We start from the raw sequence: 12,884 nt of genomic DNA on the forward strand, positions 1-12,884 counted from the left end.
TGAATTCAGTGTCGGACCGATTGCGCTACGATGAGTTTCCTTTGGGGCTCCTCCCATGCTCGGTCCTCTCACCACCGCGCGTTTTCGCGCCACCGCCAACGAGGTCTGCGACAGCAATTCCCATCATGAGATCGGCGCGCGCACTTTGTCTGGCTTTGAAGATTCTAAAAGCCGCGGCTCGAGGTGACACATCGTCCGACGGATTCATGCATCTCGGTCGGGAGGTTCCCTCCTGCCCGCCGACGACGTGGTGACGGCGCGAGGAGCGCGGAGGCGGTGAACTTTCAGGTCACGGTGCTGAAGATATTAGCAAGCTATCCGGATGGTTTCGCGCCGATGACGAACCTCAAGCATGACATGGCCATTCTGGCGACTAGCGGCCAAGATTGGGCCGAGCGAACCAGGCGCTTGGCCTTGCGCGTTCCGGACCTGGACATCTTTTCACAGACTCTCATCGAGCGGTTGAACGGCGGGTGGCGTATCACCGAAAAGGGGCGCGCCGTGCTCACCATCATGGAAGCCCGGCCTGGCGATCCGCAGCCCACGACGGGAATATCTCAATTGGACTTTACCTGGCCCGCAGCGCCCCTGTTGCGTCGTCCGTCGGCGGCACCTCTGAGGCAGCGCCGGACCCCGCCTGCTTCGCCGCACCGCCAAGGCGCGAGCTCACGGACGGCACTCTCGATAAGGTGTTCACCGAAGATATCCACGGCCGACAGTTGAACGAAGATAAGCTCCAATGAGGGAGCCAAGGCTTGAAATCACTTCTTGGGCCTATGCCCCCCCATTTTCTTTGTCCTATGCTTATAGGACAGTGTTTGAGTGGCTTCCTACTACTCTGTTGTCATCGTGTCATGTTGCACGTGGGGTTAGTCACTAATGCCCGGCGCACCGGTCGTATCGCGAGAGGGATCACTTTTCATTATTCGTTGGTGGGGCCGGGGCAGTGCACATCGCATATTCAACAAGAAGTGTCGGTAAGGCTCAAGCCTTCGAGTATTGGACCGATTTGATTTGCGATGTCTACGTCGGATTGGATTGCGATTGTAGCGAACGAAGTCGATTTGAAGCGGATATCGTTCGATTTGACACGTCGCAATTCCGGCTAAGCGAGATTTCCGGGTCTGCTCACCGCGCGGTTCGCAGTTCCAAGCGGCTTGCGCGTTCACCCAACGATGATGTGCTCGCCAATCTTCAAATCGATGGTCGAACTTCGATCGTTCAAAGTGGTCGCCGGGTCGAACTTTGTCGAGGCGATCTCGCATTCTACGATGCAAGTCTTGAATACGAGATTGTAGCCGAATCGAATTTCCGGACGCTTGTCTTTCAGTTGCCCCGGCGAACATTCAGCGAGAGATACTCCGAAATTGGCTCCGCAGTTGGCCATAAATTGGACGGAGCGTTTGGGTTGGCACGACCGATCCTGCGCTTCCTCTCGGAGGTGCCCAATGCGTCCGAAGAGGCGGGCGTCAACCGAGCGATACTGGAGCAATATTCCGTTGATTTTCTGCGAACAGCAATGAGCTTGGTCGCGCCAGGACAGAAACGGTCAACCTCTGCACAGACTGAGGCCTGCTTACTGCGCGCCAAACAAATTGTGGAAGAACATTTGAGCGATCCCGAATTCAACCGCGAGCAGTTGGCGGTTCTGCTCGGTATTTCGGTTCGCGGGCTGTCTAGGCTATTTTCTGACGAGAAAGTAAGTCCAAGCGACTATATCCGCCTTCGTCGGCTAGAACACTGTCGTCGTGCACTCTTGGATCCGAAATCGACTGCGCGCACGATCACTGAAATAGCTTTCTGCTACGGCTTCAACGATAGCGCCCATTTTAGCAGCGTTTTTCGTGGTGCTTATGGACAGTCACCGCGTGACTATAGATTTGCCTTGGAACGATGCCGGTGAGTTCGCAGACGCTCAAGATGCAGGGCTAGGTTCGAAAACCTAACTGCGCGTGCCGTCGGTTTGCGACGTTCACCCGCTTCGACCACGGTCAAAAAGATGGATCCACCTGTCTTGTCCCGGAATTCCAAGTTTTTTGGCCGTTTCTGCAAAGCAGGACGGATGAATATCCCCGATATTTCGTCGTTCGCTCAACAAGGAGGTAACTATGTCCGGAACCGGACCTATCGGCCCCGTCGTGAAAGTCGCCGTCGTTCAGGCCGCGCCATGTCTGAATGATCTTGATGCGGGCGTCGAGAAGGCGATTGCCTTGATCGACCAAGCAGGCAAGGCTGGCGCGCGGCTCGTCAACTTCCCGGAAATTTGGTTGCCTGGCTATCCGTGGTGGATCTGGCTCAATCCACCGGCCATCAACATGCAGTACGTCGCGCCCTACATGAAGAACTCCATCGTTGCAGGCAGCAAGCACGACCACGCACTTCGTGCCGCCGCTCGCCGCAACAATATTCACGTCGTGATCGGTGTCTCTGAGCGTGCGGGTGGCAGCCTGTATATGGCTCAGTGGCATTACGGCCCCGAAGGCGAGGTGATCTGGCGCCGCCGTAAGCTGAAACCGACGCACGTCGAACGCAGTGTCTTTGGCGAGGGCGATGGCAGCGACTTGATTGTTACTCAGACCAATTTCGGTCGTGTCGGAGCGCTATGCTGTTGGGAGCACCTCCAGCCGCTGTCGAAATACGCGCTCTTTTCCCAAGACGAACAGATCCATTGCGCGGCGTGGCCGGCTTTCAGCCTCTATGCGAAACTCTCGAAGGCCTTCAGCCCCGAAGTCAGCGTCAACGTCAACCAAATCTACGCCGTAGAAGGGCAATGCTTCGTCCTGTCGTCCTGCTCAGTTATCGATCAAGCAATCTACGACATGCTGGTGCAGAGCGAATTGCACCAGAAATTCCTCGAAGTTGGCGGCGGCTTCAGCCGAATTTTCGGGCCGAACGGTGCTGAATTCGGTGAGAACCTCCCACCCGACAGGGAAGGCCTGGTAGTTGCAGATATCGACCTCGGCCTGATCTTGCATTCCAAGAGTGCGGCTGATCCGGCCGGTCACTACGCCAGGCCCGATGCACTCGCACTCATGCATAACCGTAACCCGCGCCGTCCGGTCATCGGCTTCGGCGAGGCGACGCGCAAGGTTGCCGACGCACAGCCCAAAGGCGCAGAGCCCGCGGAAACGCTCGAGGCAGCCGAGTAACGTAGGTCGCCTAGTCTCAACATCTCCCGATTGAATCTCGAGAAGCGCCCGACTTAACCTCCCGGGCACTTCCTTTGGCCTCCGGCATCTTGTCGGAGGCCATTTTTCATACCCGGCTGGGTCACGACTTCTGACAACACGAGGCAGGGAGGTCATTATGTTTCGCGTACCACGACACAACAGCCACTATGTCTATGGCGCCATCCAATCGAACATTACCTGCTCGATCACGGCGGCCGTGGCCAGCCTACCATTTCTGGCAGAGGGATCTTTCGTGTTGCGGTGGCTCTCGTCGTGGGTCTGCGCATGGCTAGTGGCGCTGCCAATCGCGCTGCTCGCGGCGCCCGTCATTAGAAGGTTGACCGATCTTTTGACTTCCGAAGAAGCGGGAGCGCACGTCGACACGACCAAGTGATCGCGACCGGAACCGCCTCGCACAAATCGAGCGCAACTCGGCGGGGGAAGTGTCAGATTGGCGCGAGGGGGTTAGCGGCTTTTCACTCGAGTCCGTGCCGGTGAAGCGGCGAGTTCAACAGTTTAACAGGCGCAGGCAACGGCCCGGGGAGATTTGACGTGATTCGACCGAACATCACCAAACCACCATTCGACATCATTCGATGCAGCCATCCCGTTCTCGGCGTCAGGGATGTCGAAGTGTCCGGGCGGTTCTACGTCGATCAACTCGGCTATATCGTTACCGAGCGAGATAGCGATACCCTCTATTTGCGCAACCTCGAATGTCGAACCCATCATTCACTCGTGCTCAAGCGTACGGCTGAACCCTCCTGTGAGGTGCTGGCGTGGAAGGTAGCGAGCGAAGATGATCTTGATCGCGCCCGTCATTGGTTTTCAATGAAGGGACTTCCGGCAGAATTCGTGGAACGACACGGTCAGGGACGGACCCTGAAGACGAGCGACGCCCTCGGCATGCCGCTGGAATTCTACGCATCGATGGACTTCGTTCCGTGCAAACTGCAGGAGTACGGCGCCTATCGGGGCGCATATATCCAGCGACTCGATCATTTCAATTGTTATTCACCTGACGTGCAGAAATCATATGATTTCTGGAGCGACCTCGGTTTCCGTTTGACTGAATATACGGAATCGGAAGAAGCGGCTGGCGCGCTATGGGCGGTGTGGCTCCATCGCAAGGGCGGGGTTCATGATATCGCCTTCACAAATGGGCGCGGCCCTCGGCTTCACCATTTCGCCGGGTGGGTAACAGGAGTGGGCGATCTCGTGCATATCTGCGACGTCCTATCGGCCAACGGCTATTTGGCAAATATAGAGCGCGGACTCGGACGGCACGGCATAGGGAATGCGCTCTTTCTCTATCTGCGGGACCCCGACGGCCATCGGATCGAGCTGTTTTGCAGCGATTATTTGACGGTCGATCCGGACCTCGTTCCCAAGCGATGGGAACTCCGCGACGCGCGCCGTCAGACCTTGTGGGGCATGCCGGCGCCCCGCAGCTGGTTCGAACAAGGCACGGCGTTTCCGAATGTGCCCGTCGGCGAACCGGCCGTCGCGCCGCAGCCAATCGTTGCCCACTAGGAGATAGACGTGTCAAACGACCCGGCGTTGACCTTGTTCTACAGTCCTCGAGCATGTTCGCTCGCCTGCCATATCGCGCTTGAAGAATCCGGAATTCCATTTGCCACAAAGGAGGTCAGGATCCGCGAGAACAAGCACAAGGATGAGAGTTATCGTCAGATCAATCGTTGGGGAAAGATTCCAGCGCTCATGATCGGCGACCAGGTGCTCACTGAAGCGCACGCGATCCTAAGCTACATTGGCGACCGCGCGGCTCATGAGCTACTGCTCCCCGCGTCCGGCACGCTCGCACGGGCTCGGGCACATGAATGGATGAACTTTCTGTCAAGCACGGTCCATATTGCCTTTCGTCCTTTGTTCCGAACGGCGGTACTCGCTGGAGCGAACGGACCGATCGATGCAGTAAGACGAGCCGGAATACCGCTTCTGCGAGAAACTCTCGCAGAAGTCGATCGCAGGTTGGCCGGACGTTCTTGGGCGCTCGGGGAGAAGTACAGTGTCTGCGATCCGTACCTGTTGGTGTTCTGGATCTGGAGCCAACGTGACGATGTGATCGAGCTTGTCGAAGAAATGCCAAACTGGCGAGGTCTGGCGGACCGCATTCTTGTTCGACCAGCAACCCAGCGAGCGTTGGCAAGAGAGGGATTGACGCCGGAGGCGCTGAGGTCGGCTTGATCCGGCTCGCTCCAAACCTAAATTGGACGACCGCAACCGCCGAGCTCAGACCAAAAGGAGCCTGCGTCGCCGGCTCTATCCACATCCCAAAGCCAGCAAGGCCAGCGAAGCACGATCAGGAACACGGGTCGCCGCAACGACCCGCTCCTTCGATGCCGCCAATGAGCAGAACGTCCGAGGCTCCTCAAGCGTCGTAGGCAGGCGTTTGGCGACCCAATCCGTCAAAACAATCGAGCAAGCGGTCGCGCCAGTGCCTGACCGGATCGTCCTTCTCCAAAAGCGCATAAGGGCTGACGCAGCGCGCCCACTGGAACGGACCGAAAACCGCGTAATCCGCGTACAGAGGCTGATCGCCGCCCAAGAATGGTTGCGACTTCAGCGTGAATCGCAGAGCGGCCAAGCTCGCGCGAAAATCGGGCAGGCGCTTATCGCGGTCGGAAACGACGGTTTCAAGCTTCGCGTTGGCACGCTTCTCGCGGCTTGCGCGAAAATAATCGCGATCCTTCTCCGCGACATGCTGCAGGACATCAAGCACGACAAACGGGAACATCGCTCGGACGAGACCGTCGGCAATGTCCGAATAATGACGCGACAGACTTCGTCCGGCCGGCCCGCCGAACAATGACGGAGCATTCGGATATTTGTCCTCAAGATAGTTCGCGATCGTCCAGGAGTCGGCGATCCATTGATCGCCATCGACAAGGACCGGTACCAGGGCCTGTCCGGACGGGGAGATCTCCTCCTTTTCAGTGAAGCGCCAGGGGATCGTCTCGACGGGAAGGTTCTTGTGCGCGAGCGCGAGCCGGATACGCCAGCAATAGGGGCTGAAACGGCGATCGAGCTCCGCGCCTGCCAGGTCGAATAAACGCAATGTCTTTGTCATGAAGATACCGAACCTTGCTCGGGCCTATGATGGCCGCTGTGGACCCGCCGAAAGTATATATTCTTAGGTTCATACGGGCTGCTGGCTTCCGAGGCCAATACTCAACCCGGTGTCATCGGCTTCTTGAGTGACACCTCAGCTTCCGTCGTCCTAATAAATTGATCGTCGCACGCTGCGTTGAGGCAGTCTGTCCTCAATCCAAAGGACAGACGTGACCCGGCCGGGAATGGTTGAAAAGACACACTTTAACCAGCTAGGATGAACAGTCAGGTGGCGTCGCGCGACAGCACATCGCATTATCAGCCGCGGTCAATGGACGGCTATGAGCTGCCGTTCTACCCGTTCCGCACTCCGCCCGAGCTGAAGTCGGGTCGGCAGCCACGATATCCCGTCGTGATCGCTGGCGGAGGCTTAGCCGGCCTAACTCTGGGGTTGGATCTTGGGGTGCGCGGCATTCCCGTCGTGATCATCGACGAAGATGATAATGTCGGCGCGTCTGGCCTATCATCGCGGGGGGTGGTCTACGTCGAGCGCACGCTCGAGATCTTTGAACGGCTCGGTGTTGCGCGACGCGTGGTCGAGAAGGGCGTGGGCTGGAGCAGCGGTCGCGTCTTCAAGGGTGAGGACGAGGTCTATTCGTTCCTGTCGAAGGGCGCCGATGACTCTTTCATTCCGCCGTATACCAATGTGCAGCAGTTTTTTGTCGAACAGTATCTTGTCGAGCGTATCGCCGAACTGGACAACATCGATCTGCGCTGGAAGAGTCGTGTCGTTGCGGTATCGTCGCACGATGATCACGTTACTCTGAAGATCGATACGCCGGAAGGGGCATACGAGCTTGAGGCGGAGTGGGTGGCCGCATGCGACGGCGGCAACAGTTTCATCCGCAACAGCTTGAATGTTCCTTCGCATACCCACCTGTTCGAAGACGTTTGGTGTATCGCCGATATCCGTGCAAACACAAAATCCGCGTCCGAACGGCGAATGTGGCTCGACGCAGACTTCAACGACGGTGGCATCGTGTTGAACCACCAACTGGCCGATGGCGTTTGCCGGTTCAATTGCCAGATCAGCCATTATGCCGACATCGAACGTGCCGGCGGGATGGATGAAATCCACCGCCGGCTGCGGCGGGCTCTCGGCGAAGGGATTGCCTACGAGATGGTGTGGGCCGGGGTGTGGCGTTACAAGCGCCGCTTGACTGATCGCTTCGTGGACGGTCGTGTGATCTATGTCGGTGATGCGGCGCATCAGGTCCCACCCTTCGGCGCACGGGGCGGCAATTCGGGTGTCGCCGATGCCGATAATCTCGGATGGAAACTGGCGCTAGTTCTAGAAGGCCATGCCGACCGTTCGCTTGTGGAGACCTATCACAGCGAACGTTATGCCGCCGCGGTCGAGAACATCGAGGTTACCAACCGCAGCGCGCTGTTCCTGACGCCGGATACGCCGGCGCGCCGGCTTTTTCGTGATGCGGTGCTCGATCTCGCGCGGCGTTTTCCCGAAGTGCGGCCGATGGTCAACACCGGGCGGCTTGCGGTGGCGCAGTCCTATCCGGCCTCGCCGCTTAATATCGGCGGCGACTGGAGCGGTAGCGACGGACTACCGCCCGGGTCGCCGTTTGTGAACGGCCGAATTGTTCGCCCGGACGGGACAGCGGGACTTCTCCTCGAACTTGTCGACGGTGCATTTGTTGCGCTTCACTTCCTGCCCGACCATGCCGAGCTGCCCCGCGAAGTAGAATCGGCATCGTTTGCGGCCGGGGTGGAGCTTCGTAGCTATGTTATCTCTCGAACCGAGAAAAATCTGCCGCTGCCGGTTTTTGTCGATCCGGACGGGGCGCTGTTCAAGACCTATGGTGCCGACGATGGTGCAACCTACCTGCTGCGGCCGGATGGGCATGTGATCGCCCGCTCTCGGCAGTTGCAGGTGCCGCCGACGCCGGATTTCTTGCGCGCTAGTGGATCGCTGGAGCGCGCAGCATGAGCGTCTTGTCTCAGATCGAGGGTGACGAGATATTCGAAATTCTGGTCCGTGCTTGCGACGCCAGCGGTCCGCAGGACACGCCCAGCTTGCTCGCACGCATCAGCGTTTTGCTTGGTCGCGAGGTGGGGGCGACCGCGCTTCAGGCGATCGTCGACAAGGCAATGAACACCGAACCGAATAGCACAAAGACAGGATAACGAACATGAGTACGACATTTGCTTCCGCGACCGACACGGCCGACCAGAAAGCGAAGCTCGTCGAATTTGCGACCGACGTATACGGTTACGTCAGCGACTTCGATCCGAATGTCGGCCTAATCGTCGGCGATGAATCGTGCCTGGTGATCGATACACGCGCGACGCCGCGGATGGCCCGCGAATTCATCGCAGACATTCGCACCATTACCGACAAGCCGGTGCGACATGTCTTTCTCACGCATTATCATGCCGTGCGTGTGCTCGGTGCGTCGGCCTACGAGAACGCTGAGATCATTTCGTCGCGCGATACGTTGGAGATGATCCGCACCACCGGGCAGTTCGATTTCGAAGTCGAAATGCGGCGCTTTCCGAGGCTGTTCAAGGGCGCTGAGGAAATCCCGGGATTGACGACCCCTCATCTGACGTTCGATCGGGAGATGAGCTTCTGGTTCAGTGGCCGTGAGGTACGGCTGCGCGCGGCCGGACGCGGTCACACTGCGGGCGATTCGATTTGCTGGCTTCCCGAGGAGCGCGTGCTGTTCACGGGCGATCTGCTCGAGCAGCGCGCGACGCCCTATACCGGCGAAGGCTTCCTGTCGGACTGGATTGCCCGCCTCGACGAACTCACGACGCTGGATGCGAAAGTTGCGATGCCCGGTCGTGGCGCTGCGCTTACGGGAACCACGGCCGTGCAGGCGTCGATCGCGGACATGAAGGGATTCCTGGTCGCGCTGCGCAAAGTGGTCGGCGGTTCGGTCGAGCAGGGGCTCGATCTCGTAGCGACGTACAAGCGCGCGGTCGCGGAGTTGAAGCCGCGCTTCGGTGACTGGGCGATTTTCGGTCATGCATTGCCGTTCGACGTGGCACGCGCTTTCGATGAGGCCCGCGGCATAGATTCGCCGGTGCCGTGGACAGCTGAACGTGACCAGGAACTTTGGAAGGCGCTACACGATTGAAGCGGAACGGTGTCTCAGTGCAGAACGAGCGCAAACAGCTCGTTCTGCGACGAGATTCCGAGCTTGTGATACGCCCGCTGGCGATATGTCGTAACGGATGTAGGTCGAATGCCGAGATCGAGCGCTGTGCCTTCGACGCTCATGCCGATTAGCGCGCGCGCGCATACCTCGATCTCGCGCTGCGCGAGCCGGTTCGGCAGGCCGTGGAGACGCTTGGAAAACCGCTCCAGCGTCTCGGCCCGGTTCGTGGCTGGCGATTCGACGATAGCTCGGTGGCGCCGAATGAAGGGTATCAGCAGCGCGGTCGTTTCGATGGCGACATCGTAGTCCGCCTCCTTAAACGGCCCTTCGTGTAGGGTCCGATAGAAATTCAAACTATCGACAAAGCCGCCTTTTCCGCACGTGACCGACAGCCGCTCGATGATACCTGGCTTGTCGTAACATTCGCGCCGATACGGTGAATGGCTGAGGTCGCGCGACCGCAGGTGGGTCAATGCGACGTGCTGGGTCAGGGAATTTCCCCTGCCATTCTCGCGCGCAGGATCGTTACGAAAATACTGTCGGGCATAGGCTTGCGCTATCATCGACGACGTGTCGTCGCGCGACCGGCTCGCGGCTGCGATCACCTGCACATCAGATTTGGCGTCCAGGAGCAAAGCCGCAAAATGGGCAACCGGCAGAAATCGACCGATCACCTCCATTACCGTGTCAGGGAATTCCGGCCGACCGATGGTTTCGATCAGCCGTGCGACCTCCGCGCGGGTTGCCAATTGCGCATCGAACACGGTCGTCGCGTTGACGATGTTCATGGAGGCTTTCCTTGTCGATCGTGGTTATATTTTGGATACGATACAGTGTCGTAATTAGATATGGCAAGGTCTGTTTCCTTGGAAACAGGCCAAGCATCTTGCATGATCAGAATTCGTTTGTGATTACAATAAGTTGCTGGTTTTATCGCTTGTGGGCGGCCAGCAGGGGCCGTTGCTCACCCATCGCCGCAAGGGTTCGACGCCCGAAATCTGTCAGCAGCCCTGACCCATTGAGGAGCTCCAGCGGCCACTGATCGGAAAACGAGTCGCCGACGATCGCGCGCGCGTAGTACGCGCCGATCAGCATCTCCACGGTGACTGCGACCGTGCCATCATCTCGCATTAGGCCTTCGCGACGCGCGCCCTCCACCAGTTCGATGAAGTGCGCTCGGAAACGCCGGATCGCGGAATCGCGAAACGCCGTGAGCAGATCGGGTGTTTGGTTGCTCTCCTGCAGCAGGCTGCCAAGGGTCGTTAGCTGGATGTTCGCCTCGAAATGAGCTCGGAAATAGCTCAGCAACTCCACGATATCGTGCAGCGGACGACCGCTCGCCGGAGGCCCCTCGGGGCGGCACGCCTCGACGATCGCCGCAACCGCGAGATCGGTCTTCCCCGACCAACGCCGGTAGATGGTCGGTTTGCTGACGCCCGCGCGCGCGGCAACTTCGTCAAGCGACATCCGGGCGATGCCGACCTCTCGAATCACCGTCATCGCGGTCTGCAGGATGCGATCATTTGTCTCATCCAGGCGCGGTCGCCCGGGACGCAGTCGCACGATCGATGAGTCTTCCTTCGCGGCCATACACGATGTAAACATGAATCGTGCCCGCGCGCTACCGTGCAGCGCGCGGGCGCGCGTCAAAGCCGCTTGACCCAGTTTGCGATCACATCGCCCGCTTCGCCCAGCAGTTCGGGCCTACCCTTGATGTAGTGGTCGGCGCCTTTCACCGCGTGGAAGGCCGCTCGCTTACCGAGAGCGTTCAACCACAGATCCCGCGTTGAGGGAAAACTGGCTTCGTCGGCGGTGAAATCGACGTACAGTACCGGGCACGAAGTCTTCGCAGCGTTATCCGGACCGTCGGCCTGCGATACCGATGCCCACTGGCTGAGAAACGCGGTGAGACTCGTATATCGACCGATCGCATTCGAAGCATAATTTACGCCCTTGGCGTTGCCCCACATGCCACCGGGCTTTCGATCGCTGGGATCGATGGTCATGTCCTGAAAACGGGGATCCGCGAAGGTCCGATGGACGACGAACGCCTGGTCGGTAGCGCCATTAGGAACGGCCCGGAGCGCCCGCAGCTTTTCCCACACCCACGCCTCAATCCCGTCGCGGCGCTTCAACTGACCGGCGCGATACCGCGACAGGAATTCCGGCGAATACGGAACACCATTGGCGGGATCGTACATATCGAGCGCCGGATCGCGACTTGCGGCGTCGCTCTCATCGGTCACCGACGGATCGATCCATTCCAGCAGTAAGCGCGAACGCCCCGCATGCGCAGCGCAAAACACGAGGCCATCGACCGGCGGCAGATCGCCGGGCACCAGCGGCACCGGATCGCCCGAAGGCGTCGCCTGCACAGTTAGTTTTTCGGCTTGCGCTTGATAGAATGCCGAAAGCGCCGCGCCGCCGGAATACCCGAGCAGCACGACCTTGTCGCAACCCTGTGCGCGCAGCCATTTCACGCCGGCGCCTAGATCCTGGATCGCTCGTTCCATCAGCAGGACCGAGTCATTGTTCACGTAGCGATTGTTCAATCCCATGCACGCGATGCCGCGCTCCGACAGCGCGCGCACCATGTGATGGTTCATGAAATTGCTGGCGGGATGCATCAAGATCACGCCGACCTTTGCGCCTGGCTCGCGCTCCAGCATTCCATAGATGCGAGGCCGCATCATCTGGATGCCGGATTGCGTTTCCTCTTTCGCGCCCGGCTTGACATCAATCTCGGCGAAAACGCGCTCAAGCACGGGCGGCCCTGCCTTCGGTTGCAGAGAGGCGCTCCGCTTTTTGACGCGTCCAGGCAGCAAGACTTTTATGGGCGTGTTTGGCAGCTTCACCCATGTGTTCGTCGTCCTTCGTGCGCACGGTTAATTCGAGGCGCACGCCGTTCGGATCGAAGAAATAGATGGAGTTGATGAAATCGTGATCGGTCACGCCTTTCACGTCCAGACCGGCGGCAACCAGCCGGTCGCGAGCGGCACGCACCTCATCTACCGAATCCATCTCGAGAGCGATGTGGTTGACCCAGGACGGCGTGTTGGGAGACGGCTCGGACGCGATGTTGTCGCCAAGATCGAAGAAAGCGAGATACGAACCGTCCCTCATCTGAAAGAAGATGTGCACGAACGGGCAATGTTCGCCCACGCTCGGTACGGTTTCTGCCTGTACCAGATGCACCAGCGGCAGACCCAGCAGATCCTCATAGAAGGCGCGGGTCTCTTCCGCATCGCGGCATCGATACGCAAAATGGTGCAGCTTGTTGATGCTGTCTGGCGCCAAACCGGTGGCCATGAGGCAACGCTCCCTTTCAATAGAAAATAGGCGGACGGCAGCGCGCCGCGCGCTGTCCCATTGAGCATTGGGCTGGGCATTTCGTCTGTCATTTGAGCGGAGGACAGTCGCCCGTGGTTGCGCCGCCTAGGCTTCTTGACGAGGGCAAACGGGA

14 protein-coding genes are annotated in these 12,884 nt (G+C 59.0%); 9 read left to right on the forward strand and 5 right to left on the reverse strand.

Annotated elements, in window-relative coordinates; genetic code table 11:
• Positions 1-276: 276 nt before the first annotated feature.
• From BLS26_RS36905 to BLS26_RS23330, 6 genes are all read left to right on the forward strand, one after another.
• Positions 277-723 (forward strand): hypothetical protein, encoded by a 447-nt coding sequence (locus tag BLS26_RS36905; RefSeq protein WP_244541662.1) that lies wholly within the window; start codon positions 277-279, stop codon positions 721-723.
• Between the two features lie 223 nt (positions 724-946).
• A complete protein-coding gene (locus BLS26_RS23310) occupies positions 947-1,903 on the forward strand; it encodes a helix-turn-helix domain-containing protein (protein ID WP_092514920.1) in 957 nt (318 codons plus the stop codon).
• A 205-nt stretch (positions 1,904-2,108) separates the two neighbouring features.
• Positions 2,109-3,149, forward strand: a complete 1,041-nt coding sequence (locus tag BLS26_RS23315) for a carbon-nitrogen hydrolase family protein (protein ID WP_092514921.1) — start codon at positions 2,109-2,111, stop codon at positions 3,147-3,149.
• A 157-nt stretch (positions 3,150-3,306) separates the two neighbouring features.
• Complete coding sequence (locus tag BLS26_RS23320) at positions 3,307-3,564, forward strand: DUF2798 domain-containing protein (RefSeq protein ID WP_092514923.1); 258 nt, start codon at positions 3,307-3,309, stop codon at positions 3,562-3,564.
• A 158-nt stretch (positions 3,565-3,722) separates the two neighbouring features.
• Entirely contained in the window at positions 3,723-4,703 is a 981-nt protein-coding gene (gene hpaD / locus BLS26_RS23325) for a 3,4-dihydroxyphenylacetate 2,3-dioxygenase (RefSeq protein ID WP_244541663.1), read from the forward strand.
• 9 nt (positions 4,704-4,712) lie between these two features.
• Entirely contained in the window at positions 4,713-5,378 is a 666-nt protein-coding gene (locus BLS26_RS23330; RefSeq protein ID WP_157676560.1) for a glutathione S-transferase family protein, read from the forward strand.
• A gap of 184 nt (positions 5,379-5,562) precedes the next feature.
• On the opposite strand, the gene BLS26_RS23335 is transcribed toward BLS26_RS23330, so the two are convergent.
• A complete protein-coding gene (locus BLS26_RS23335; RefSeq protein ID WP_092514926.1) occupies positions 5,563-6,261 on the reverse strand; it encodes a glutathione S-transferase family protein in 699 nt (232 codons plus the stop codon).
• Positions 6,262-6,519: 258 nt separating this feature from the next.
• Here BLS26_RS23335 and BLS26_RS23340 point away from each other — a divergent pair, with 258 nt between their 5' ends.
• The 3 genes from BLS26_RS23340 to BLS26_RS23350 are packed head-to-tail and all read left to right on the forward strand — an operon-like array spanning position 6,520 to position 9,400.
• Positions 6,520-8,247, forward strand: a complete 1,728-nt coding sequence (locus BLS26_RS23340; RefSeq protein WP_092514927.1) for an FAD-dependent monooxygenase — start codon at positions 6,520-6,522, stop codon at positions 8,245-8,247.
• Positions 8,244-8,444 (forward strand): hypothetical protein, encoded by a 201-nt coding sequence (locus tag BLS26_RS23345; RefSeq protein ID WP_092514928.1) that lies wholly within the window; start codon positions 8,244-8,246, stop codon positions 8,442-8,444. Before BLS26_RS23340 ends, BLS26_RS23345 begins: the two co-directional genes overlap by 4 nt.
• 5 nt (positions 8,445-8,449) lie before the next feature.
• Positions 8,450-9,400 carry an MBL fold metallo-hydrolase gene (locus BLS26_RS23350; RefSeq protein WP_092514929.1) on the forward strand — a complete coding sequence of 317 codons (951 nt, stop codon included), beginning with the start codon at positions 8,450-8,452 and terminating at the stop codon, positions 9,398-9,400.
• A gap of 14 nt (positions 9,401-9,414) precedes the next feature.
• On the opposite strand, the gene BLS26_RS23355 is transcribed toward BLS26_RS23350, so the two are convergent.
• The 4 genes from BLS26_RS23355 to BLS26_RS23370 all read right to left on the reverse strand — a co-directional run bounded on the left by BLS26_RS23355 (position 9,415) and on the right by BLS26_RS23370 (position 12,730).
• Positions 9,415-10,209 (reverse strand): helix-turn-helix transcriptional regulator, encoded by a 795-nt coding sequence (locus BLS26_RS23355; RefSeq protein ID WP_092514930.1) that lies wholly within the window; start codon positions 10,207-10,209, stop codon positions 9,415-9,417.
• Positions 10,210-10,351: 142 nt separating this feature from the next.
• Positions 10,352-11,011: a TetR/AcrR family transcriptional regulator gene (locus BLS26_RS23360; protein ID WP_172804673.1), complete on the reverse strand. Its 660-nt coding sequence runs from the start codon at positions 11,009-11,011 to the stop codon at positions 10,352-10,354.
• Positions 11,012-11,067: 56 nt separating this feature from the next.
• A complete protein-coding gene (locus BLS26_RS23365; RefSeq protein WP_092514932.1) occupies positions 11,068-12,186 on the reverse strand; it encodes a S9 family peptidase in 1,119 nt (372 codons plus the stop codon).
• Positions 12,179-12,730, reverse strand: a complete 552-nt coding sequence (locus BLS26_RS23370; protein ID WP_092514934.1) for a VOC family protein — start codon at positions 12,728-12,730, stop codon at positions 12,179-12,181. Before BLS26_RS23370 ends, BLS26_RS23365 begins: the two co-directional genes overlap by 8 nt.
• Between the last annotated feature and the right edge of the window lie 154 nt (positions 12,731-12,884).

Source organism: Afipia sp. GAS231 (assembly GCF_900103365.1).
In the GTDB taxonomy this organism is placed as follows: domain Bacteria; phylum Pseudomonadota; class Alphaproteobacteria; order Rhizobiales; family Xanthobacteraceae; genus Bradyrhizobium.